22 protein-coding genes are annotated in these 24,836 nt (G+C 39.4%); 8 read left to right on the plus strand and 14 right to left on the minus strand.

Annotation, left to right across the window (positions count from 1 at the left end):
- Positions 1–10: 10 nt before the first annotated feature.
- The 3 genes from ACYVFA_RS17670 to ACYVFA_RS17680 form a co-directional block, all read right to left on the minus strand.
- The gene (locus tag ACYVFA_RS17670) at positions 11–1,153 is read right to left on the minus strand and encodes an amidohydrolase family protein (RefSeq protein ID WP_460473179.1); all 1,143 of its coding nucleotides are present in this window, start codon (positions 1,151–1,153) and stop codon (positions 11–13) included.
- 179 nt (positions 1,154–1,332) lie between these two features.
- Positions 1,333–2,139: a helix-turn-helix domain-containing protein gene (locus ACYVFA_RS17675; protein WP_460473180.1), complete on the minus strand. Its 807-nt coding sequence runs from the start codon at positions 2,137–2,139 to the stop codon at positions 1,333–1,335.
- A gap of 250 nt (positions 2,140–2,389) precedes the next feature.
- On the minus strand, positions 2,390–3,436 hold the full coding sequence (locus ACYVFA_RS17680; RefSeq protein ID WP_460473181.1) for an SDR family oxidoreductase: 1,047 nt from the start codon (positions 3,434–3,436) through the stop codon (positions 2,390–2,392).
- A gap of 200 nt (positions 3,437–3,636) precedes the next feature.
- Between ACYVFA_RS17680 and ACYVFA_RS17685 the strand changes: the two genes are divergently transcribed.
- Positions 3,637–4,278, plus strand: a complete 642-nt coding sequence (locus tag ACYVFA_RS17685) for a SanA/YdcF family protein (protein WP_460473182.1) — start codon at positions 3,637–3,639, stop codon at positions 4,276–4,278.
- Between the two features lie 56 nt (positions 4,279–4,334).
- On the opposite strand, the gene ispF is transcribed toward ACYVFA_RS17685, so the two are convergent.
- From ispF to ACYVFA_RS17700, 3 genes are all read right to left on the minus strand, one after another.
- Positions 4,335–4,814, minus strand: coding sequence for a 2-C-methyl-D-erythritol 2,4-cyclodiphosphate synthase (ispF, locus tag ACYVFA_RS17690; protein WP_460473183.1), 480 nt, complete (start codon positions 4,812–4,814; stop codon positions 4,335–4,337).
- A gap of 245 nt (positions 4,815–5,059) precedes the next feature.
- On the minus strand, positions 5,060–5,689 hold the full coding sequence (locus ACYVFA_RS17695) for a hypothetical protein (RefSeq protein WP_460473184.1): 630 nt from the start codon (positions 5,687–5,689) through the stop codon (positions 5,060–5,062).
- Positions 5,690–5,703: 14 nt separating this feature from the next.
- The gene (locus tag ACYVFA_RS17700) at positions 5,704–6,309 is read right to left on the minus strand and encodes an RNA polymerase sigma factor (protein ID WP_460473185.1); all 606 of its coding nucleotides are present in this window, start codon (positions 6,307–6,309) and stop codon (positions 5,704–5,706) included.
- A 619-nt stretch (positions 6,310–6,928) separates the two neighbouring features.
- On the opposite strand from ACYVFA_RS17700, the gene ACYVFA_RS17705 reads away from it, so the two are divergent.
- From ACYVFA_RS17705 to ACYVFA_RS17715, 3 genes are all read left to right on the plus strand, one after another.
- Positions 6,929–8,071, plus strand: coding sequence for a hypothetical protein (locus tag ACYVFA_RS17705; RefSeq protein WP_460473186.1), 1,143 nt, complete (start codon positions 6,929–6,931; stop codon positions 8,069–8,071).
- 49 nt (positions 8,072–8,120) lie between these two features.
- Positions 8,121–10,901 (plus strand): CHAT domain-containing protein, encoded by a 2,781-nt coding sequence (locus tag ACYVFA_RS17710; protein ID WP_460473187.1) that lies wholly within the window; start codon positions 8,121–8,123, stop codon positions 10,899–10,901.
- A gap of 115 nt (positions 10,902–11,016) precedes the next feature.
- Positions 11,017–12,252, plus strand: a complete 1,236-nt coding sequence (locus ACYVFA_RS17715; RefSeq protein ID WP_460473188.1) for a M16 family metallopeptidase — start codon at positions 11,017–11,019, stop codon at positions 12,250–12,252.
- A 270-nt stretch (positions 12,253–12,522) separates the two neighbouring features.
- On the opposite strand, the gene ACYVFA_RS17720 is transcribed toward ACYVFA_RS17715, so the two are convergent.
- Together ACYVFA_RS17720 and ACYVFA_RS17725 are read right to left on the minus strand one after the other, a co-directional pair.
- Positions 12,523–12,849, minus strand: a complete 327-nt coding sequence (locus ACYVFA_RS17720; protein WP_130020063.1) for a HesB/IscA family protein — start codon at positions 12,847–12,849, stop codon at positions 12,523–12,525.
- A gap of 297 nt (positions 12,850–13,146) precedes the next feature.
- Positions 13,147–14,679 (minus strand): glycosyltransferase family 39 protein, encoded by a 1,533-nt coding sequence (locus tag ACYVFA_RS17725; RefSeq protein ID WP_460473189.1) that lies wholly within the window; start codon positions 14,677–14,679, stop codon positions 13,147–13,149.
- 221 nt (positions 14,680–14,900) lie between these two features.
- Between ACYVFA_RS17725 and ACYVFA_RS17730 the strand changes: the two genes are divergently transcribed.
- The 4 genes from ACYVFA_RS17730 (at position 14,901) to ACYVFA_RS17745 (ending at position 17,507) form a co-directional block, all read left to right on the plus strand.
- A complete protein-coding gene (locus ACYVFA_RS17730) occupies positions 14,901–15,431 on the plus strand; it encodes a carboxymuconolactone decarboxylase family protein (protein ID WP_460473190.1) in 531 nt (176 codons plus the stop codon).
- Positions 15,432–15,493: 62 nt separating this feature from the next.
- A complete protein-coding gene (locus ACYVFA_RS17735; protein WP_460473191.1) occupies positions 15,494–15,997 on the plus strand; it encodes a nuclear transport factor 2 family protein in 504 nt (167 codons plus the stop codon).
- 12 nt (positions 15,998–16,009) lie between these two features.
- Complete coding sequence (locus tag ACYVFA_RS17740; RefSeq protein WP_460473192.1) at positions 16,010–16,633, plus strand: pyridoxamine 5'-phosphate oxidase family protein; 624 nt, start codon at positions 16,010–16,012, stop codon at positions 16,631–16,633.
- Positions 16,626–17,507, plus strand: coding sequence for a helix-turn-helix domain-containing protein (locus ACYVFA_RS17745; protein ID WP_460473193.1), 882 nt, complete (start codon positions 16,626–16,628; stop codon positions 17,505–17,507). The genes ACYVFA_RS17740 and ACYVFA_RS17745 overlap by 8 nt, the downstream gene beginning before the upstream one ends.
- A gap of 153 nt (positions 17,508–17,660) precedes the next feature.
- On the opposite strand, the gene ACYVFA_RS17750 is transcribed toward ACYVFA_RS17745, so the two are convergent.
- From ACYVFA_RS17750 to ACYVFA_RS17775, 6 genes are all read right to left on the minus strand, one after another.
- On the minus strand, positions 17,661–18,731 hold the full coding sequence (locus tag ACYVFA_RS17750; RefSeq protein WP_460473194.1) for a M42 family metallopeptidase: 1,071 nt from the start codon (positions 18,729–18,731) through the stop codon (positions 17,661–17,663).
- A gap of 196 nt (positions 18,732–18,927) precedes the next feature.
- Positions 18,928–19,782 carry an alpha/beta hydrolase gene (locus tag ACYVFA_RS17755; RefSeq protein WP_460473195.1) on the minus strand — a complete coding sequence of 285 codons (855 nt, stop codon included), beginning with the start codon at positions 19,780–19,782 and terminating at the stop codon, positions 18,928–18,930.
- 27 nt (positions 19,783–19,809) lie between these two features.
- Entirely contained in the window at positions 19,810–20,958 is a 1,149-nt protein-coding gene (locus tag ACYVFA_RS17760; RefSeq protein WP_460473196.1) for a BAR domain-containing protein, read from the minus strand.
- Between the two features lie 25 nt (positions 20,959–20,983).
- A complete protein-coding gene (locus ACYVFA_RS17765; protein ID WP_460473197.1) occupies positions 20,984–21,565 on the minus strand; it encodes a hypothetical protein in 582 nt (193 codons plus the stop codon).
- A complete protein-coding gene (locus ACYVFA_RS17770; RefSeq protein WP_460473198.1) occupies positions 21,555–22,100 on the minus strand; it encodes an RNA polymerase sigma factor in 546 nt (181 codons plus the stop codon). The genes ACYVFA_RS17765 and ACYVFA_RS17770 overlap by 11 nt, the downstream gene beginning before the upstream one ends.
- A 226-nt stretch (positions 22,101–22,326) precedes the next feature.
- Positions 22,327–24,642 (minus strand): carboxypeptidase regulatory-like domain-containing protein, encoded by a 2,316-nt coding sequence (locus ACYVFA_RS17775; RefSeq protein WP_460473199.1) that lies wholly within the window; start codon positions 24,640–24,642, stop codon positions 22,327–22,329.
- Positions 24,643–24,836: the final 194 nt, after the last annotated feature.

The following is a 24,836-nucleotide window of genomic DNA, read 5'->3' on the forward strand; positions in this document are numbered from 1 at the left end:
TAGTTTAGTTTTACTTGGGGAACTGGCTCTTGTCGAGACCCGGTACGATTTTCAGTGCGTTTTTATAATACACTTTCTTCAATACTTCATCTGAAAGTCCCAGACCATACATTCTCCAATACGCGTGGTATTTTTTGTGGTAAGGGAAATATTCATCTTCTGATTCTAATACACGGAAATAAGTCTGGTATTCATCAGGCACCCATGAGTCTTTACCGAAAAGGATTCTATCCTGACGTTTTTCGAAGAATTTCTTAGCTGTGCGAGGCTGACGACCCAACTCGGCGATTACGGCTCCGATTTCGGCATACATATTCGGGAATGCATCCATCAGGCTATCCAGTTTTGCCAGATTGTTCGGATACCAACCCATGTGAGCATTGATGAAGATTGTTTTAGGGTTTTTTCTGAACACATTGTGTTGTTGTTCAATCAATTGTTCCCAGGTATATTCTTTACCGCCCGAAGCATCACGTTTACGACCCGGGTGGGTTTTCAACTCCAGCCAACGTTCGTTTTGTGCATTCAACGGATCCCAGAAAGAAGAAGGGTCTGCCGTATGAATCAATACCGGAATACCCAGTTCACCTGCTTTTTTCCAGACAGGGTCAATACGTGGATCATCTACAGCTACTATTTTGCCATTATCTTTTACATTAAATCCTAAGCTTTTATAGATTTTCAAGCCTTTGGCACCGCGCACCTTTACGTCTTCTTCTAGTGTTTTTACGGCTTTTTCCGTCCAGCCGGGTTCACCGATATTGTTGAAGTCAATATTAGTGAAGATAGCAAATCGTGTCGGATAATAGCTTTTCACACTTTCAATCTGCTTCACCAAACCTGCTGTACTTTTCGCCTCATCCTGATTAAATCCGCGTCCGCTCAGATTGACCATGAGACCCATGTTCAGTTTATCCATCTCTTTAACCAACTTCGTTAAATCTTCTTTGCCATTCATTTCCCATTGATGGTTGTGAATATCTATAAAGGGAAATTTAGCGCGTGTAATCGCCTTGCCCGGAACAACCAAGGTAGATTTTGGTTCGTATTCTTCAAAAGTAACCGCTCCGGCATTATCGCCGATTTTAATTTGTTGAGCGTATAGCTGGCTGGTAGTGAGCAGAACAGTGGCGGCCAATGCAAACTTTTTCATTAATTTATCTTAGGGAGTTTTATAAATGTTTTATGCAATATACTCAAAAAGATAAAACTCCGATACAATAATGGCATCTTTCAGGATAAGACGCTGCAAATTGATGATAAAGTTCAATAAAAACTTTTTAATCTACTAATGTAGTAGACTATTTAGAGGAATAATTATTGAATCCATTGTTATTGACTGTCGTTTTTCTTCGCTTTAGTCAATTGAGTTGGTGCATGTCCGAAGAGCTTTCGGAAGGCAAAAGAGAAATGAGAAAGGTCTTCAAACCCAAGGTCGAGATAAATGTCAGATGGTCTTTTGTGTTCTTTATCAATCAGATAATAGGCTTCTTCTAATCTTTTCTGAACCAGCCAATGGCTCGGACTCGCGTGAAATATCTTTTCAAAATCGCGTTTAAAGGCAGATAAACTTCGTCCTGTGAGATAGGAAAAGTGTTCTAAACTGACATTGAATCTGAAATTGGTATTCATGAATTTTTCAAGGTCTATTTTTTCAGGATTACTGAAATCAAAGAAGACATTGGCTAACTCAGGATTTGATTTGAGCAATATCAAAAGCAATTCAGTTCTTTTAATGGGTAAATATGCTTCATCAATGAGCCCGTTTTCATTGAAATAGGGGAGTAGTGACTGGATGAAATTCTCAACCAGTTTGTCTTTCTCTAATGGTAGAATAGCATCGGCTGGTTTTTTATCTCCAACCGGAAATTTGTACTTTTCCTGAAACTCTTTTAAAAAGGCCTGGTCAAACACCATAAAGATTTTTCTGAAAGCTCCTTTATCAGGCTGTTTGGTATATTTTGCCAGATAATTTCGTCTGCCCAGTCCATAATCGCCAGACTTAATTGAGTACTCCCTGATGCCGTCATATATAACCATTGTACCCTCTACCAGATACATAAAAGTATGATTGGATATAAACTGCTCGTTAGAAAGCGATGGGCTTACGTAACAATTGGCTATGGGTGTTTCTTTCATTCTATAATTCTGTATAATGTTTTGTTAAGGAAATATTTCCTCATCTCAGTAGTTTGGCTAAAGCCAAATAAGGATAGTTATTTTCAGTTTGCCCCATTTGAAAATGGGGTCTATTGAATAAATTACACGTGTTTACCCATTTGAATTGATTCAATTGCCTCCTGCTTTAGCTGGAGGATTATTAATAGAATACCATCCGAATTGGCTTTAGCCAAAATAATTTGACGAACATGAGGAACCCCCAAATCTATTATTTCTTAATAACCCCTAATCTAAGCAAACTCTCAGCTGTATCAATAATGGCTTGTTCATTACTTCTTGGCGACCAGCCTAATAGGTCCTTCGCTTTGTCGCCACTGGCATCCATGTATTTGCCCAGCATCGGAATCAATACTTTTATGGTCGGATTAAATAAGCCAACTATTCTCAATACCCAGTTAGGAATCTCTTTAGTTGGTACTTTCCGGGAGGCTTCGCCGAAATTGTTTTTTAAAACTTTGGCTATATCCAGCATAGTAAGATTTTCACCGGAAGTTGCCAGAAATCTTTCTCCTTTGGCTACCGGGTTTGTCATGGCACGAATATGCAAGTCGGCTACATCACGCACATCAATATAGCAAGAAGATACTTTTGGGCAAGCAGCAATTTCACCTGCTAAACATTGCTTAATCAACTGGATTGAGTGAGAAAAGTCATCACTTAATACCGGCCCTAACACCCCAACCGGATTTACGGTTGTTAGTTCGAGACTGCCCCCCTCTTTATCAATAAAATCCCAGGCTGCTTTTTCAGCCAATGTTTTTGATTTCTGATACGTTGGCGTATCACCGTCTACAATTGTCCAATCTTTTTCGGTAAAAGGTGTTCTTCGTGATTTGTCGTGACCAAAGCCAATGGCACCGAAAGACGAAGTTAATACCACACGCTTCACAGAAGCTTTTTTTGCGGCACGAAGCACTCTCAAAACTCCCTCACGGGCAGGAATAATCATTTCGTCTTCGTGTTTATAGTCTTTTAAAGGCGTTGGGGAAGCAATATGCAAAATATATTCACATCCTTTTACGGCATCTGCCCAGCCATCGTCTTTAGAAAGGTCTGCGGCTACAAAAGTTAAGTTATAGTCAGATGGAGCACCGCCTTCTTTCAACATCGCCCGCACTTCTGCTTCACGACTCAGTGAGCGCACAGTTGTTCTTACCGGATAACCTGCATTAAGTAATTGAATTATACAATGGGTAGCAATAAATCCTGAACCGCCTGTTACCAATACCAGTTTATTTTTGTTTGAATCTGTCATTTCTTTTGTTTTTAGTGTTGCAAAGGTACTAGCTAAAAACAACTCCCTGTTTTGTTGAAAAGCCCAGATTTATGTGTTGAAAAGTCCAGGCCATTATAAGTGGTTTATAAAATTCATATTATTTAATGAGCAGATATTTAGTTTGTATCGAGTTTATCGTTATTTTTATACGCTTGATTAATCATGTCTTAACCTAAATTATGAAAAAGAAAAAGCTTATCATTATCTCTTTACTGGTATTACTCGTGCTAACAGTAATCTCCATCTTTGTCTGCGATGCCATTATTAAAAACAATGCCAAAGGGAAAGTTTATTCAAGCGTGAACGATATTCCGTATAGAAAGGTGGGTTTGCTCTTGGGTACGGGCAAATACACTAAAAAGCCGGGGAAGTTTAATCCTTATTATGTCAGAAGAATAAAAGCTGCTACTGATTTAATGAAAGCAGGTAAAATAAAGTATCTGGTTATCAGTGGTGACAACGGGCGGGAAGAATACAACGAGCCCGAAATGATGCGTGAAGATTTAATAAAGAATGGCATTGATTCTACCCGCCTTTATCTGGATTATGCTGGATTCAGAACCTTTGATTCGATGGTAAGGCTGAAAGAAGTTTTCGGACAGGATTCTGTGACCATTATTTCCCAATTATTTCATAATGAACGCGCACTCTATATTGCCTCAAAAGAAGGTATTGAGGCCAATGGCTTTAATGCCAGAGATGCGTATACTACCGATGGAGTAATGCTACGCGAAAAACTAGCCAGAGTGAAAGTATTTGTTGATTACCTGACTTTTACCAAACCCAAATTTTTGGGGAAGAAGATACAATTACCAGATTGATATGTATCACGATTTTTCAAATCGTCCAAACTGACGATTTGAAAAATCGTGATACATTAGTTCTTATAAATCAATGCAATGGCGTGTGCCTCCAGACCTTCTTTTCTGCCGACAAAGCCCATTTCCTCAGTAGTAGTAGCTTTGATAGAAAGGCAGTTTTCGGGTAATTTGGTTACTTCGGCAATAGCCTTAATCATTTCCGGAATATATTTGCCGATTTTAGGCTCTTGTAAACAAACCGTTGAATCGATATTGCCAATTTTATACCCTTCTTTTTCCAACATTTCTACCACAATCTTCAACAGGATTTTGCTATCGATGCCTTTCCAGCGTGGGTCGGTATTTTTGAAGTGTTTACCAATATCGCCCATGGCGGCAGCACCCAGCAGGGCATCGCACATGGCGTGCAGAAGTACGTCGGCATCAGAATGACCTACTGAACCTACTGTGTGAGGAATCTTAACGCCGCCTAACCATAATTCATAACCCTCACCTAACTGGTGTACATCATATCCTTGTCCGACTCTGATATTCATAAATGTGCTGTTGTTTTACCTGTTCTTAGAAAATCGGGTAAAACTAAGTAATTTTTATGAGATTCCCAGTTTGAGAAGAATCCAATAGAAACAATTCGGCTGTGGGATGCAAGCAGGGGATAGGCTCTTAACGTATATTGGTACCGTAAGCGCGTGTTTATAAGGAGCAGTTCGAAAAGATTGCTTGAGAGTAAATATAAAATCAGAATAAAATAGCGGGAAAGGCCGTGCCTCTATGAGCTAAATCAGAACACTTTTCCCCAGAAAAGTTGCCAGTGAATTTTGGTGATTTCCCAGGTAGAGAAAGGTCTGCCGGTATCTTCCCATTTCACTTCGTCGAAAACTTTTTCAGCATTTTTCGCTTCTCCGGCTTGCAGATAGGCTACTACCAGCATCCATTTAGCTTCGTTCTGATAATTTTTACTTACGTTTTCGTCAGCTTTCAGGCGTTCTAAAATTTTGATAGCTTCAGTCGGATTCTCGTTTTGCTCTACCAGACGTGTGGCTTTTTCGTAGTCGCTGGCACGTGACTGTGTTTCAGCACTTAAAGAAACACCATCGCCCCGATAGTTAAACTCTTTAGGAGAGAACGTGATAGAGGTAGACAGGAGGAAAAGTACCATGGCGGCAGCAGCTCCAAATGAGCCAAGCACGTAGGTGAGTCCTCTCTTAGGTTTGTGAATATAAGCACGAGCGTTAGCAACATTGGCACGAACTTTGGCGCGCATCATGGCCTCACGAACCCGCTTAAGATCTTCTATTTGTTGTTGTAGATTCAGATCATTTTTAACTTGTTTTTCAAATTCCAGTTTAGTCAGTTCAGGCATTACCCCGGCCACATAGTCTTCAATCTGATTTTGCAGAATATCATCCATAGTGTTAAGTGTATTTATTGATGATTAGAGGTGATCAATTCCATTATTCGTTTCAGGCACTTACTTTTGGCATTTCTCACAGTCTGGTCGTTTTCAAAAGTACCATTTGCAATCAGTTTCTGTGATATTTCCTGCATCGATAAGCCCTCTACCAGCCGCATATCTAAAATCTGGCGGCAATTTTTACCCAGTTTATTCACCAGATTTATATAATGCTCCCAATTTTCTTTTTCAATCAGCATATCGCTCACATCGTCTTCCAGCTTGTCCCACTCTGCCATATACTTGTTCTGACGCTCCTCACGAGAAGCCTCTTGCGATATATATCTAAACCATAAATTTTTACAAATACTTTTCAGGTAAGTTTCTAAAGTAGCCTCTTTGAGAGTAAAAGTGCCTTTTTTTACATTTACAACAAAAGCTTCTATGGCTTCCCAAATAATATCCTCCGGTTGTTTTGCATAATCCCTTCCAGTGCTTCGATGGATAATAAACCTCTCCAGCGAAACATGAAATTTCTTATACAAAGCTACTAACGCCTCATGTTCTTTACGTCCACCTGCCAGAATCCCCTCAACTATTGATTCATCTGACGGGTGTTTTGATAAGCCAAGGATCATATTACGGTTATTAATATCAATAGCCCCCTTTTATGTAACCTTATCTACTAATTTTTTTTTCGCGGGCTGTTGCTTAGTAAGGATATCACTCAGGGTAATTTAAATTATTGCCTCCAATGGATTAGATTTGAATATGTTATTATGCAAAAACTATGCAAAACAACCCACTATTTTGATAAGAAAAAAAAAAAATAAAAAAAATAAAAAATCGAGGTTACAAAAGTTATACCGGGTGATATTAATGTTCGAAGTTTGTTGCTAACTAAATCTACACAAAGCCTATACTTTATTTTCACTGAAAAAGGCCATCGATGTCCTGACGAAAAAAAAATATACGCTTTGTGGTTACAAATGACTACTCAGAAGATATTAATACACACAATTTGACTCTATAGCCATAAAACAAACCCCTCACCCAAAATTTTACTAGGGTTAGGGTTAATTAGCTCAAGATTCCCCCTCATTTTTGAATAAAAAATAGGGGGATATTGACTTTGTTCAAAGTTAAATGTAAAAAAATTGGCAACAAAGTTTTTCTTACAACAAAAATTTGGAGATATTTGTTAGCTTACGTAAGTTTTTGCCAAAATCTATACTCTATTTAATCAATAAAGTTGTAATGAAAAATATTTACTTTACGTTAATCTTACTATTTACTTTTACTGTCGGCGCTTTTGCTCAATCAACAACTATTACTGCTGGACAGACTGCTAACGTTCAACTGCCTGTATTGACTAATGAAGCCATCAGAGCGCTTCCTTCTCCACAGGTGGGTATGATGGTATTCGATCAGACATTCAATCTGGTCAGAGTATTTAATGGTTCAACCTGGTCAAGTATCAGCGGTGCTGCCGAAACCTCTTATTCAGGTGTACAACTAGCAAGTATTGAATCGTTCACATTGGGTAACTCAAAAGTAGGTACCAGTACGGTTTACACTGCCAGTAATGTGAGTGCATTTAAAATAAGCGACAACGGCATTGGTAATGTGAAAACTGTTTTAACCAATGGGGATACACAACCGAATGGCTTTCTGATGGATAATCAGGATGTGATTGTCTTTGAATCTACACTTCCATGGCAATTGCAGATTCTGCCACAATACGATTTGTTGAATATTATCAACAAATGCCAGTGGGTAAATCCTTATACGTATACCCAACCCGTTGATGTGGTAACCAATGCAGATGATGCAAATCTTACCTATACAGTAAGAGAAGCCGGAAGCTTTGAACGAAGAGAAGGAAATATCTTTGGTATGAAAGCCTACCGATTCAAAAATAAATTATTTACAGAGAAATATGCACCATTCATAAGCTTTTTTGATAAGTTGATTACGGCTAATACATCGGTTGACTTATACAAAGCTATGGGTATTAGTCCGCAGGCTTATAATATCATCAGTACTTCACCCTGGTTTGCTGTAAATGATGGGGTGCTGACATTTCCGAGAGCTGCCAATAAACCGCAGAGCAATTACGGACTCATCTATTTTGTAGCCAAGTCTAATAATCTGCCGAGTTTCCGTATGCGGATTTTCACACACCGCCCTAGTCAGGAGAGCGTTAATCAATATTTTGATGCGAACGGAAACGTGCGTAACCGCGCCGACTATATAGATAAGTATTTTTATAATGCCATGAATACTGATATGCCTGCTGCGTTGAATTTCTCAACGTCGAGTCCTAATTTAAGACTAGCAACTGATCCTCCATCAAAAAGAGAAGTACCTCCACCAACTGCCGGTACTGAGGGTGGTTGATTCGCCAATCAAGGATTTAAGGTATTTAGTCATAAAGCTAAAGTTTAATATGAGAAAAAGTCTTCTTATAGCTGTATTTGCTGTATGCATGCTGAATGGATGGGCGCAGTCGAAAGATCATGCATCTGAGATTCAACAAGTAAGAGATGAGGTATATACAAGCCTGAGCAATCACCAGATCACGACCGAGCAAGCATTGAAAAGACTCAAGAGTCTTCAGAAGAAACTTTTTGACCAAAAGGATTATGAAAACTATATACAGATTTTCTTGCTGATAACGGTTGATATCTATGTGCCTAACGATGACTATGAAAGTGCAACAAAAGTGATTGAAGAAAGCCTTGGCGCATTGAAATACCTGAGTGGAGAGAAAAAAGATTTGACATTCTTTAAATTAAATTCAGAGCTATCAGAATATTACAGACGGATACCAAGCAAACTGAACCTGGCTGAAAAGCATTTCAAAAAAGGCTACGATTTTTTATTACAACATAAAGAAGTTCAAAAGAAATTACCCGAGTTTGTGATTGCTTTTCTGAGTAATTATGGCCGTCTGATTGATGATTTAGGCGATACAGAGCAAAGTTTCTATTATTTTCAGCAAGCCAGACAAATAGCCAAACAAGAGAAAATTACGCTTAACCAATACGCGGTTCTGAGTAATATGGCTAAGTATTATAGAGAAAAGAAGCAATATCAGGATGCTCTGGGTTTTCTGAAAGAAGCATTGCCATTGGCTGAAAGTGATGATAGAACAGCTATCATTTATTTGTCGATGGGTCGTTGTTATAATCAGATGAAACAGCCTGCCGATGCACTGAAAGCCTTTGCAGAAGCTGAGAAGTTTTATCGGAAATCAAAAGAGCCACAACCACGTCTTTGGGTAAATATCCAAACTATACGCGCTGAATCTTATTTGCAATTGAACGATTTGTCAAAGGCTGAGAGTATCTACAAAAGTGCGTTAAAAGATTTTTTCAGAAGTTTTCATCATTCACAAGGCATGCACGTGGCCAAGATAGAAAACGGGTTAAGCGAGATTTACGAGAAAAAAGGCAATTTTAAAGAAGCGCTCGTACATAGCCAAAAGGCTATGATGGCGGCCGACACTTCTTATGCAGAGATTAGTTTACGTTCTAATCCTACTTTTGAAGCAGTAAATGCACCGCAGGAGTTATTCATTGCCTTGAATCAAAAAGCTGATTTACTTTCAAGTTCAGACCCTGCGCTATCAGCAGATACCTATATAACTGCCATCAAGTTTGCTACACATCTTCGCAAAACTTTCGATATGCCTGAATCGAAACTGTTTTATAGCGAAAAGGTGTATCCTGTGTATGAAAAGGCGATGTCGAAAATATTCGAGCAATGGAAGGCAACCCAATCGCAAGCATGGGCAGAGAAATTCTTCTATGCTTTGGAAGCCAGTAAGTCGGCAGCTTTGTGGGATGCAGTGAAAGAGCAAAAAATACGTCCTAAAATACTGGATGAAGGATTACTGGACCAGGAAATTTCGTTGCGCCAGAAGATTGTAAAGCTACAAATCAGACTATTAGAGGCGGGTAATGAAAAGACGCTCTCTGATTTATCAGATGCCAAAATACAATTAAATCATCTAACCAAAAAGATTGAGCAGGAATCAAAGAATTATTATAAACTTAAGTATGATAATTACCTGATTTCGCTGAAAGAAACCCAACAAAAAATGGGTAGCGGTGCGGCTTTCGTGAGCTATTTCTTAGGCGAAAATGCTTTGTATTACCTGGTAGCAGATAAAGAATCTTATAATATTATCAAAAAAGACAATGCCCCGGCTATACATAGTATGGCGCTTGAGCTTTATGCTAAAATCAATACACCGCCGAGTATTGATGCGTATAAGGGACATACTCTGGCAAAAGAGACTTACGATGTATTGCTGGCACCTGTTGAAGGCATGCTGAAAAAATCGAAGAAACTGATTATTGCCCGTCATGATATTTTAGGCTTCCTGCCGTTTGAGATATTAGAGAAAAAAGGAAAATCAGACTATCTCTTGTTTGATTATACGATTTCTTATGCCAACTCGGCTTCCTTACAGTTCGATTACGACGTTACCAAGCCACAGAGTGATATTATTGCCTATGCGCCATTTAGCAATGGCAAGCAATCGGGTGTGTTCAGAGATAAGGGCTTCAAAACTTTGCCTGCCTCTATCAATGAAATGGGCGAGATTAACGGCCAGATTTTTCAGGATGATAAAGCTACAAAACTGAATTTTCAGGAAACTTATCGCAATAAAGGAATCATTCACTTTGCTACGCATGCACAGGTAAATGATGCCGAGCCATTGAAATCGTTCATCGCCTTATATCCTGAAGGAAAAGATTTTAAACTATATACCCCCGAACTCTATAACCTCTCTTTAGAAAATACCCAACTGGTAGTACTAAGTGCCTGCGAAACGGGTAAAGGGCAAATCAGAAAAGGGGAGGGAATTATCAGCCTGGCAAGAGCATTTCAGTTTGCAGGCTGTCCGTCGGTTATTACAACCCTTTGGAACGCGCACGACGAAAGTATTGCCAAGCTATCAGAGAAGTTCTACTATTATCTGAAAAAAGGTTATGCTACTGACGAAGCTATCCGCTTATCGAAAATAGATTTGATTCAGACTGAATCAGACCACCCATTCTATTGGTCGAACTTTGTATTGATTGGTAAATCTGCTGTTATTCCGATTTCATCTTTCAATATTATTTATCTTTGGTTGGGCTTGTTTTCGGTAGTAATGGTTTGCATGTATCTATTCAGAGCCAGAATCGCTGCTTTTTTTACTAATCTTTCGAGATAAAATTGTCTCTTACATTTTTGGAATCCCATCGAAACCTTACATTTGTGATTGGTGTTATATCAGAATATGCTTAATCGTGCGTTAAGGATAGACTAAAAAACAAAATCACAACCTGATGATTAGCTACGAGCATTTTACTCTACAAAACGGACTGGAGGTGTATGTACATGAAGACCATACTACTCCGATGGCAGCCGTGAATATATTATACAATGTAGGTTCGAGAGACGAAGACGAAAAGAAAACAGGCTTTGCCCATCTTTTTGAACACCTGATGTTTGGTGGCTCAAAAAATATCCCAAGCTACGACGAACCTCTCCAGAAAGTAGGCGGTGAAAACAATGCCTTTACCTCGCCCGATATTACCAATTATTATATTACGCTTCCTTCTAAAAACATTGAAACGGCATTCTGGTTGGAATCAGACCGGATGATGAGCTTATCTTTTGATGATAAGGTATTGGAAGTGCAACGAAAAGTGGTAATTGAAGAGTTTAAACAGCGTTATCTGAATCAGCCTTATGGTGATGTTTGGTTGAAGCTACGCCCGTTAGTATATGAAAAACATCCCTATCGCTGGGCAACTATCGGCAAGGAAATCAGCCATATTGAAGAGGCTACAATGGATGATGTAAAGGGCTTTTTCTTTAAATATTACCTGCCGAATAATGCGATATTAGTTGTAGCCGGAGATGTAACCGTGGCGCAGGTAAAATATTTATGCGAGAAATGGTTTGAACCGATTCCGGCAGGGGAGAAGTATGTGCGAAATCTGCCTCAGGAAACCATCCAGACAGAACCGAAGTTTCTGGAAGTTTCGGCCAAAGTGCCTCTCAATGGTATCTATAAAGCCTATCATATGCCAGGTCGTTTTGATCCTGATTTCTATAATGCAGACCTTCTGAGTGACTTATTAGGCAGAGGCAAATCATCAAGATTATATAACAAACTGGTAAAAGAAAAGCAATTATTTAATAATGTTTCTGCCTATATCACGGCTTCGCTTGACCCAGGTTTATTGATGGTTCAAGGCAATCTGAATGAAGGGGTAACCCTTGAAGAGGCTGATGCTGCTCTTGAAGAAATACTCAGTGAATTGATTACTACAAAAGTCGAAGAATCGGAACTGCAAAAAGTAAAAAACCAGAGCGAATCTACCATAGCTTTCGCTGAAGTTGAATTATTGAACAGAGCTATGAATCTGGCTTTTGCTGCCAACGCAGGCAATGCCGACTGGTGTAATCAGGATGCTGAGAAAATTGCGGCTGTAACGCCCGAATCATTACAGATAATGGCAAAGCATATCTTAAGAAAAGAAAATAGCTCAACGATGTATTATAGAGCAAACTAGGGTCTTGATGGCATATTTTCGGAGAGGTTTTGATAACGGGGCAGATAAAACAGTAAAGAGTTAAATAATCGATAATTCTCTAAGCGCTTAAGCGTGACACGCATAGCATTGGAAATATAAACGCAAAATTTATAAACCGATTGACATTCACTAAGCACCTAAGCGTGAAACGGCCGCTATAGTCCGAATATAGCCGTGCCACGCGGGCCAATAAAAAAGAGCCACGCTTTTATAACAAAAGCGTGGCTCTTTACATTTATTTTAAGAGTATCAGACTGCGAAACTTTCTCCGCAACCACAAGTGCGTGTGGCATTTGGATTTTTGAATTGGAATCCTTTTCCGTTCAAGCCATCTGAAAAGTCTAATTCAGTACCAATCAGATATAAAAGGCTTTTCTTGTCTACAAATACCTTGATTCCGTTGTCTTCAAAAATATGGTCGTTTGGACGAGTCTCAAAATCAAATTTTAAATCATACATCAAACCCGAACAACCGCCACCTTCAACTGCAACGCGTACACCGTGTTCGCCTGTTAAGCCATCTTTTTGTCTTAATTCAATGATTTTATTCTTTGCTATTTCTGTTACTGTTACCATGACCTTAATTATAATTATTTGTATGCTGATATGAAAACGCCTTTCCACGCCGAAAAGTTTCTCAAATAGTCAATTATGTAAATGGGTTGAATAATTTTGCAGTTTTTTGGTGAAAATTGAGTGAATGAGAGATTTAGTGAATGAGAGTACGCCGCGCGGAGATTAGATTTTATTTCTCTTCTTTCAACCATTAGTTTTAAATGTACTTCTACCGTTCTGTTTCGACGCAGTTGGCATAGAATATTTTACTGTCATTTAATCACTCATTCACTAAATCTCTCAATCACACAATTCCCTCTAAAACGGACTTTCTAAACCTGCTACCCTTTTATACCAGAACTCACTAAAATTGGTTTTAGGATTACGGCATAGATATACCTGAGTGCCATATTCACGGGCTAATGGGTCAGAGATTTGTCCGACTAATCCTATATCTGCAAAAAGTTTCTGGACGTCTTCGCCTAGTTCATCATTTATATAAATAAAGGTGTTTGTTGTGGACGCTATCTTTCTGGGTGCCCAATAATAGTAGTTGTCTGAAAAACTGACTGGTTCGGGTAATCCATATTTTTTGCCTAAAATATTAATGGCAGAGGCTTGCCCGTAGTTTTCGCAATAGAGCAATACATTGCTTTTATCTGATACTTGTTGGTAGGCAGTATTAGTGATTTTAGCTAATTCTTCCCAACCGATCATATCGGCATAGTCTTGCGGTAGCGAGTGGATTTTACCGTCTTCATGCCTTAGCATATCGTTCATGCCATATTTTTCGGAGAAGTTTTTGAAGTGAATGGCTAGTTTTTCAGGTGTATCGGTTGGTATACCAATCGGAAGCAGGGGGATAGATAAACCTAATAAAAACACGATTAAAGCCATTCTGACATACCATTGTTTCAGCAACCCTTCCCACCAGACAGAACCTGCTGCCAGCGCCAGCGGAAATACCCCAGCTGTATAATAGCCTTTGCCTTTCACGGCAAAGAGAATTCCGATAACAAACAAAATAGTAACACCCAAGAGGCGGTACTTACTGAGTTTCTGAGTAAACAATAAGCCACATAATCCGGCACAGGTGAGTAATAGAAAAATACCCGGCATCAATAATTGTTCTTTCAGAAAATTGATCCTGTTTAAGTGTGTTAACTGATGTTTATTAAGTGCACCTAAATGTCGGATACTTGAAAGCCCATGAGTTATTTGCCAGATAATATTAGGCGAAGCAATAATTATACAGACTCCAATGGCATACCAGAATGATTTTTGCCCAAGCGTTTTCCGTTCCGAACTCAATAGAAAAGCAATCACTAAAGCTCCTAATTGCAATACTACCAGATGCTTGTTGAGTATAGCAAAACCCCCGGCAATGCCTAAATAAAGCAGATAATTATGCTGGCGGGTATTGAGATAGCGGATAGTGAAATAAAATATCAATGTCCAGAAGAAAATATCGAAACCTACGGGTTGGTATAGATAGAAGGGACGAACGAAAATCGGAGCTATAAAAATACCCAGAGCTGTTAGCAGTTGGGCAAACCAATTTCCACCCAATTCTTCGGTTATTTTAGTAGTTAACCAGATCATGACTCCTCCTAGGATGGCTGGTAAAATTTTAATGGCAAAGGCCGAAAAACCGATGGTTTTCATCAATAGAAATGCTAATATACCAACCATAGGCGGCACAGAGGCATAACCACTGGCTGGATGCGTACCTAAAGAAAAATAGAGTAGCTCGTCGCGGTGAGGTTCTAGCTTATTATAAAAATATAAATGAAAAACGGTTTTCAGCAGGGCGAGTGAGAGTATCAGCCATTTCAGGTGCTTAGCTTGCATAGTAGGAGTTTTGAGTCTTAAAGGTGAAAATACAATATAATCGAATCAGAAGAAAATGGATACGGGATTTTTATGATAAACGGCTCTTTTAACTACTAAAAGAGCGCTTGTAGCGTGTCTGAGAAAATTGTCCATCTCATTGCGGAAATCATCCATTTTAAAGCAATAAGGGCTGCTATACCTTTGCATCATCAAAATATTAATTTAAATCAAAGAAAAAGATGAAAACTTTCGCAGTACCAACCAGAGAAGAAGTAACCACAAACAATCAGGAAATTTTTGATAACCTTAAAAAATCACTGGGATTTGTTCCGAATCTATATGCAACAATGGCATATTCAACCAATGGGCTTGCAAAATTTCTTGCCTATCAGAATGCCAAAACATCATTGAGCAATAGAGAAAAAGAGGCTGTTAATCTGATAGTAAGTCAGGTTAATGAATGTATTTACTGTTTGAGCGCACATACTACAATAGGTAAAATGAATGGTTTTACTGATGAACAGATATTAGATTTGAGAAGAGGGAAAAGCGAAAATCCGAAACTGAATGCACTTGTGAAACTGGCAGCCGATATTACCAGAAGCAAAGGAAAGGCAAATGGAGAACTGGTAAGTGAGTTCTATGAACAAGGTTATACCAATGAGAATCTGATAGATTTGATTTTGCTTATATCAGATAAAACAGCAATGAATTATACACATAATCTAACTCAGATACCTGTTGATTTTCCGGTTGCTCCGGCTTTATGATAAGGTAGCTGACAGGCTGATGAGGCGAGTCTTTATTGGCCTGCTATTAAACAAATACTACAATGGAAACAGAAAAAAGATACCCGCTGCCACCATTTACTTTAGAAACAGCTCAACAAAAAGTTCAAATGGCAGAAGATGCCTGGAATACCAAAGACCCAGAAAAAGTGTCGTTGGCATATACAATTGACACCGAGTGGCGAAACCGTACCGAGTTTATTAATGGGAGAGAAGAAGTAAGGGCATTTCTGACAAAGAAATGGGAAAAAGAACTGGATTATAAACTTAAAAAAGAACTGTGGGGATTCCGGGAAAACCGGATGGCTGTCAGATTTGAGTATGAATGGCATGATGCTAACGGACAATGGTATAGAAGCTATGGCAATGAATTATGGGAATTTGACGAAAACGGGTTGATGGCCAAACGGTTTGCGAGTATAAACGATTTGGCAATAGAAGAAATTGACAGAAAGTTCAGAACTGAATCTAAAGAAGAGACTGTTGTGATACCTGACGAATGTGGTGACACTCTTTGGGAAGCTGTGCTGGCACAAGAAAAACTATAAATTAATAAGACCATGAGTTATTACGGGAAAATTGCTTTTGGCGAAACAGCCAAAGCCTTGCAGGAAGAAGCAGGAAGCAGAGCGGTGTATGCAAGGCTGGAGCGTGAGAACAGAAAAGAGGGTATAAGCACCTATGAAGCCTCATTCATTGCACAGCGGGATAGCTTTTATATGGCCAGCATCACCGAAAGTGGTTTCCCTTATATACAGCACCGGGGTGGGCCAAAAGGCTTTTTGAAAGTGCTGGATGCCAAACGCCTGGGATTTATTGATTTCGGTGGAAATAAACAATATGTTTCGGTAGGGAATTTTGAAAGTAATCCGAATGTTTCTCTATTTTTGATGGATTATGCGCATAAAATCAGATTAAAGATTTTTGCCAGGGCAAAGGTGCTAGAATTGGAAGGGAATGAGGAACTATATGAAGCGCTTGACCTGAAGGCATATAAATTCAGGGCAGAGCGGATGATTATTTTCCATGTAGAATCTTTTGACTGGAATTGCCCGCAGCACATTACGCCCAGATATACAATGGAAGAAGTTGAAACCATAATGAAACCACAACAAGAGTATATTGCCCAACTGGAAACCGAAATAGAACGACTCAAAGCACAGATAAACACAGCAAATGCTTAATCAGGATACTTTTACATTGGTTGACCCAACCAACGGAAATCTCGCCTTTAAACTTTTTTCTTTTACCGGAAACAGCCATTTCGACCACATTCAACGCCTCAATTATTTTTCTGTCATCTGGATACAGCAAGGCAGTGGTACGGTAAAAGTGGATTTTACCGAATATGCGTTTGAAAAAGACACGATGTTTTTCTTTACCCCTTATCAGCCGTTTATGCTCGAAGAAATACAGGAGATTGAAGGGATAGTTTTAAATTTCCACCCAAGTTTCTTTTGTATCCACAAGCATCACCAGGAGATAGCTTGTAATGGCGTGCTGTTTAATAATATCTATAATCCGCCATTTGTTATGGTTGATGCCCTTGCTAAACAAACCTTTGAAATAGTGCTGGCGCAGATGAAACTGGAGATGCAGATGCCCGCATTGGCGCAATATGAGCAATTGGTAGCTTACTTGAAAATCTTCCTGATAACGGCATCAAGATTAAAAGTAGCGCAACAACCAAAAGCCCAGCAGGATTTCGGCGATAAAAAAGAGCCTTTCATTTTACAGAACCTAAAGGATTTTATTGAGCAACATTTTAAAACCAAACATTCGGCCAGTGATTATGCCGATTTATTAAATATTTCGCCTAAAGCATTGGCTAAAATCACCAAAACGCATTTCAATAAAACCATCACCGATTTAATTTCAGAAAGAATTGTGATTGAAGCCAAGCGCGAATTGTATCTCACCAATAAATCAGTCAAAGAAATTGCCCATGATTTAGGCTATGATGATGAATATTATTTCAGCAGGTTTTTTAAGAATAATGCCGATGTTTCGCCGCAACTATATCGGGAGACTGTGGGGTTTGGGAAAGGAGCTGCGTAGAATTTTAAGGAAATTTGGATAGGCAACGTGTACAAAATATGTATAATAGTGAACAAAACCCCACTCTCTAAATCTCTCTCCCCAACAGTGGGGAGAGAGACTTTTTTTGTTCCCTCCCTACTGTTGGGGAGGGTTAGGGTGGGGTCTATAAAGTTACTTAATATAACTAAAATCCTGTCCGGCTTCTAGTTTTAGAAGAATCTGATAATATAAATCAATACAAGCCTGAATATCTTCTTTGTGGCATGTTTCTACTGTGGTATGCATATACTTTTGCGGTAAAGAGATTAAAGCCGAAGCTACACCCTCTGCCGAATAAGCAAACGCATCAGTATCAGTACCCGTCGAGCGGCTTGCGGCTGCTCTCTGGAAAGATATTGAGTTTTCAGCCGCTACGTCAATCATGAAGTTTAATAGATTGTTTTGTACAGCAGGGCCATAAGTCAATACCGGGCCTCTGCCACAAGCGATATCTCCATCCAGTTTTTTATTATACATCGGCGATTGCGTATCATGCGTTACATCGCAACAGATGGCTACATCTGGTTTCAATCTTCTTGAAATCATTTCTGCGCCACGCAATCCGATTTCTTCCTGTACCGAATTCACTATATACAATGTATAAGGCAACTGGATATTATTCTCTTTCAGTTTACGAGCCACTTCGGCAATGATATAGCCACCCATACGGTTGTCTAAGGCACGGCCTACATAGAATTTATTATTCAATTCCATCAGGCTATCTTCGAACGTAATCACACAACCTACATGGATACCCATCTCTTCTACCTCTGCTTTTTTCGCTGCACCTACATCGATAAAGATATTTTTTAAGGTTGGTCTTTCTTCTGTAGCAGATTCACGTACGTGAATAGCCGGCCAGCCAAATATGCCCTTTACAATCCCCTTGCGCGTGTGGATATTCACTCTTTTAGACGGCGCAATCTGATGGTCAGAACCACCATTGCGGCGTACATAAATGTAGCCATCTTCTGTGATATAATTCACAAACCACGAAATTTCGTCAGAGTGCCCTTCAATCACCACCTTATACGGTTGTCCGGGATTAATAACCCCAACTGCCGTACCATACACATCAACCAGTTGCGTGTCGATATATGGCTTAATGTAATCGAGCCATATCTGTTGTCCTGATGCTTCAAAACCAGTAGGAGAAGCATTGTTTAAATACTTGTAAAGAAATTCGATATTTGGTTCAGCCATAATTCTCTTACCCTTTGGTGAAAAATTTGTGCAAAGGTATAGAAATTGCGGATAAAAATGTATTTATTGAGAGATTTAGTGAATGGTGAATGAGTGATTAATTAAATATTAGTTAATTGTGGAACATAGTGCTTTTGTGTACATCGTGGCAAATAATTCATGAAATAATCACACAATCGCTCATTCACTAAATCACTCAATTGTTCCTATAAAACGCCTGCAATGCTTTGGTGAATGAAATCATTGCTACATCCATGTGGTCTAAATCGTTGTAAGAAGTGTAATGTAAATTCAGGTTTGGTTGATGGGTGTTGAAAATAGCATCAGCCAGTTTTTTTGTAGGATTGATATTCCAGGTAGGGTCTTCCAGTCCTCCGACAGTCAGATAAAGATTTAATTGATTTTGCGTTTTTCTATTCTTTAGCTTTTCTGTCAGTTGATTCAGATAATAATTATTATACCACAAAGAAGGACTCGCCGAAGCGATATTCTTAAAAGTAGTCTGATTGTTTTCGGTCTGATTCAACAGGGCATACAAGCTGAAATATCCCCCAAAAGAATGACCCATCAAAGAACGATTACTTGTGTCAGTTCTGAAGTTTGTATCAATATGCGGAATAAGCTGATTGACAATGAAACTATTAAAGTTTTTGCCTCCGCCTAAGTTTTTCATTTCGTCAGAAGGGATAGCGGCAGGGTAGAGGTAGTCTCGTTCACGCAGCGAATCCATGGCAGCAAAAGACTTGTAGCCGATACCCACCAGAATCAAAGGGGGTAATAATCCAGCCACCTCATATTGTTTCACTACCTCTGCCAGCATCGGGAAATAGAAATTGCCATCTACTATATAAACCGTAGGATATTTTGTGCCGGGTTTTTCGTGATAGGCTTTTGGTAATTGCACTGAGATATAAAATGAATCCTTAACGGCCTCTGAATAGAGCGAGATTTTCTTATCAAGTGTCTGAATGGGCTCGGTGTTTTTAGCACCCGAATACGAACAGGCATAGGCAACTAAGGCCAGCAGAAAAATGAAAAATAGTTTTTGCATAAGGTGGTTGGATAAAATGTGGATAAATCAGAAGCCTATGGCCATACGCAAACCCACTGGTGATTGCTTGCTGAAAAGATTGATTTCGGGTTGGAATTTGAGCCACGGAGTCATCTGATACCAGGCAAATAGTTTGAGCGATTTCTCGGCATAGCCGGCAAATACACCTGCTTTTAGTTCTACATTTTTACTCATTACTCCGGTTTTCTTAAAAAAGGTCATTCCCACAAATGGCATGTATTTGGTGTTGAATGAAAACGTATGATCTGGTTTGCGTTCATGCGGAAAATAAGCTTGCACACCTATAGAAAATCCCTTTTTTAGATAATTATCAGAAATCAGACTAACGGCAAGAGTAGCCGAAGGGACAAACCTATCCTGATAAGAACCTAAACCAATATCTCCATGAATTTCTAAGATGTCTAAGAGTGGGCCACCTACTACCGAAGATTTGATTTTCTGATTGGCTACATCGTTTTCTACTTTTACCATTTTCCAACCTGCTGCACCTTTTCTTTCGTTTCGGGCTCTTTCTACGGCTTCAATGATGGTTTGATTAACGTTTATTGTTAAAATATCCCTGATGTCGTCCAGGCTATTGAGTACAAATGTAAACTCCTGATGGGGGTAAGTTTTGAAAACCCGGTTGTGTGATTTAACTAATTCGGATGCAGCCACGTCCTGATAATTAACCAGCACGAGCGTGTCTTGTAAGAGTAGGACTGATTCTACTTCCCGGTCTTTGGCTATTCGTAGCACTTCTTTTTGAGGATAATAAACTATATCAATTAATGGATTCCCACTCACATAGCGGTTTTTTCCGAAATAGGTGATTTTTTTAGCTGCATCTTTTCTGAAACTCTCTTTTACCAGTTGGTAATCATTCCAGAAGTTTCGCAGAAGCGAATCTGCATTGATTTTCAAATCAAAATCCTCACCATAGAAATCTATTAATAATCGATTCTTATCGCCGAAATCAATGGTAATTTTGTTAGTGTTTTTCAATACCTCTTCGTGGTTGAATACATCGGCACGTTTGCCGAAAGTATTGAGTAGGATAGGAGGGCGGGTGCCTTCCAGCACACGCATAGTATCATATTTGGCTTTGGTCTGGCAAATAGCTCCGCCTGCAATGCCTGTCAGGAGCATTGATAAAACAATGATGGTACGAATCATGATGATTATGTTTTAGATATGTATGCTAGTTCTGATTCCTTGCGGCAAATCTGATTTTGAATTTAGGCTGTGGTATCGGTGTTTGTTCTGTATTTGAAATCTCGTTTACGTGTATTGTCTTGAATTGGGGTTTTGTTTCAGCCACTATCAAAGGTTTGAAATGGATAGAATCCTGTTTGATCGTAGGGCTTATGATTGGTATAGGATTAGCTTTAATGGCCAGATTCTCAACCTCAACTTTTAACTCTTTTTTCGATTCAATAATCTCCTTTTTCTTGGGTTTATGCGTTGATTCTTTTAATTTTTTAGGATGTACCACCACTAAAGAGCAGTCTGGCTTTATAGTAGGCGTAGGCTCAACTCTTTTTGTATGACTTATTACCGGAATTTCAGTTGCAACCCTCGAAATCGAAACTATCCATAATACCACACCTCCTAAACAGGCAGCGGCTACAACCCATTTCCACCAGGCTTTGCGCTGGGGCTTGTCCAGATTTTTTTGTAATGTTCCCCAGAATAATTGCTCATCGAAATTTGAGTTTTCAGGGATATTATCTTCTATATTTTCGGTCTTTCTGCGAAAGAAGTCGTCTAATTTATGTTCCATAGCTGTATCCTAATTTCGTCAGTTCTGCTTGTAATAGTAATCGGGCTTTATACAATTGGGTCTTGGAAGTATTTTCGCTGATACGCAACTGCGTCGCTATTTCTTTATGACTAAAACCTTCCAGAGCATAGAGGTTAAAAACCGTCCGGTAGCCATCGGGTAGTTTTAATATCAGCTGATAAATGGCTTCTTCATCCAGATATTCATGGGCCGAAAAATCACTCATGGGCTCTTCATCGGCGATTTCTTCCATCAATACCCAGTTCATTTTTCTTTGCCTGATAAACATCAGGCATTCGTTCACCATCAGTTTTTTCAGATAAGGCTCTAAGGTATTTTCACTCCGATACTCGATTTTACTGACTGAGTTAAAAAACTTCAGAAAGCCATTCATCAATAATTCCTGCGCGTCGGCTTCAATCTTCACATAGCGGAGGCATAGACGGAACATCCGTTTCACGAAACGGTCATAGACGCGTTTCTGCACAAACGGGTTTTGCTTCTGTAGCTCCTGTATCAACTGAAGTTCCTGCATTGGTAGCAATGTTTTTGGCTTTCAATAGTATATATGCAGAAAGTTGGGGGGAAGTTGTCTGAGGCCTAAGATTTTTTTATGAATATTATGAAAATCCCGTAGGGATTTCAAATTTGCCGATATGAGTTAAACCAAAAAAAGCATTGCTAAAAACTAGCAATGCTTTCCGGAATAATAAACCCTAACCCTAAACTATGAAAAAACTACTCTTTGATTTCTTTGATGATTATCGGCTGCTCACTGCCACCGATAAGATTTTAAACTCTGTTCTGCGATTGGCCTGATGTTGGGCCTCTGTGCAGTTTACGCCATTCTCACAATTGTTTAATAATTCGCTTTCCCCATACCCCTTTGCTTCTATCCTTGCAATTTCTATGCCACGTGTAATAAGATAATCAACTACGGCTCTGGCGCGGTTTTCTGATAGTTTTACATTGAAAGCATCACTCGAGCGGCTATCGGTATGCGACCGGATTTCGATACGCATTTCAGGATATTTTCTTAATAATGGCACCAGTTTGGCTTCTAATTCTTTGGCCGCATCAGGGCGGATGAAGAACTGTCCGTAGTTATAGTAAATGTTTTCCAGTCTGAAAATATCTCCTTCACCTACCAGACCCAAGTTCTGTTCAAAAGTCTTTGGCCCTTTCTTGGTTGGTTTTACCTTGCCCAGATTCTCAGTGTTTACTGCATATTTATCTTTGATAGCTGTTACGCTATAATCTCCCTCTTTTTTAGGCTGAAACTCGTATTTGCCATCAACACCTGTTACTACCGTTTGTATTGACCCATCTTTCTCGTTTTCCAGAGTTACCGTTGCTCCCTCAATAGGTATCTGGTTTACTTCGGCTACAATGGTTCCTTTAATGATAGGTGGCGGCGTTTTAGATTTTTGCAGATACATCGTAATAGATGTTCTGTTTTTCAGTGATGTTGCAAATGTGCCGTAAGTGATGCTATTTGGTTCATAGCCCTCTTTCATGGCCTTGAACTCAAAATCTGTTCCTGCTTCCAGACAAACCGAGACTTTGCCGTCAGGCCCTGTTACAATCAGGTCTTTATTCAGTCCATCTTTCAGTAAGCGTACATCTACACTTTCGATAGGCTTTTTGGTATCGTTATCGTATACCAGTACATTCAATTGGCGGCAGCCGTGAATGAACGAATATAGATTATCGTCATTATATCCACGTTTCCGGTTCGAACTGAAATAGCCTCTGCTGCGTCCGGCATCTGTAATGAGTCCGAAATCATCTTTTGGTGAATTGATAGGTGCACCCAGGTTTTTAACCTCACTCATCGGAATACCCTCTCTGAGTTCAACATAGAAAATATCCAGACCACCTAGTCCTTCATGCCCGTCAGATGCGAAATACATATCTCCGTTTTCATCTATAAATGGAAACATTTCATTGCCCTCGGTATTGATTTCCCGACCTAAATTGACTGGCGAACTCCATTGTCCGTCGCGGTATTCGGTGACATAAATATCTGTTCCGCCATATCCACCAGGCATATCTGATACAAAGTATAGCTTGGTATCGTCAGGTGATAGAGCCGGATGGCCGCACGAATATTCATTGCTGTTAAAGGGTAAATCAACAATATTGCCCCAGCCTTTATTGGTTTCGGAGGCCATGTAGAGCTTCAGCTTGGTAATGCCATCTGAACTAACCCGATTTTTGCCTTTGCTGCGGTTATTACTGGTAAAAATAAGTTTCTTATAATCTTTGAAGAACGTTGCAGGCCCCTCATGATATTTTGAATTGAGTGTCTTACTGAATTGCTCGACTTTGGTCAAAGGTTTTTCTTCTTTTTCCTCATCTGCTTTTTCAAGATTACTTAGCGATGTTGTTGAGGTGGAAATCGCTCCTGCACCTGATTTCTTCATCGCAATGTTGTCTTTTCTCAACTGCGTTGTATCAGGAAAAACAAAAAGGTCGAGAAAGGGCGTCTGGTTTTGCATGAATACCCGTTTGATGATGCCCCCTTCTTCGCGCGCTGATACAAATACCAGGGCGTTCTTGTAAAACATCGGACTAAAATCTGATTGTCGGGAATTGAGTGCGTAGAGATAATCTATCTGGTAAGTTGAAGAATCTTCAAAAAAGCGGCTATTATCCATGTAAGCCACCGTAAACTTGCGTCCGCGCATATCGGCGGTTTGTTCCTGCCCATATTTGCTATACATTTTCTGCGATTCTTTGTATTTGCCATTACTGGCCAGAGCCTGGGCATAATACAGATAAACCTCGCTTTCTACATCTTTATCGTAGGCTTCCAATAGCTGGGCATAGGTAAGCTCGGCATTGCGTGAATCCTGCACTTTACGGTAGCAATAGGCCAGTTTGGTCAAAGCCTCTTTTACCTCGGGCGTGCCTTTTTTGGCCGACCTCAGGTAATCTTCGTAGTTACGGATGGCTTCAATGTAACTGATATTATCGAAGTTGCGGTTTGCTGATTTTAGTTTATTATTCTGAGCAAAAGTATTAAGGACTATTAGGAAAGCAAATGCCAACAGCCCAATTCTGTTTGTAATCATGGGACTTGACTTTTATTAAACGGGTTAAATTTTAGAAATTTTGGGTTACAAATTAAGGTTGTCAAAAGCCGTGCCAAAACAGATGAAGACTTGCAAAGAGTTGTTCCAGCTAAAAAGGATGGTTTTAAATAAATGACTTTGCTTATGACAGCGAAAGACATAAAGAGCTGTTTTATCTGCTATTTGTATTAAAA

This window comes from Emticicia fontis, assembly GCF_054779675.1.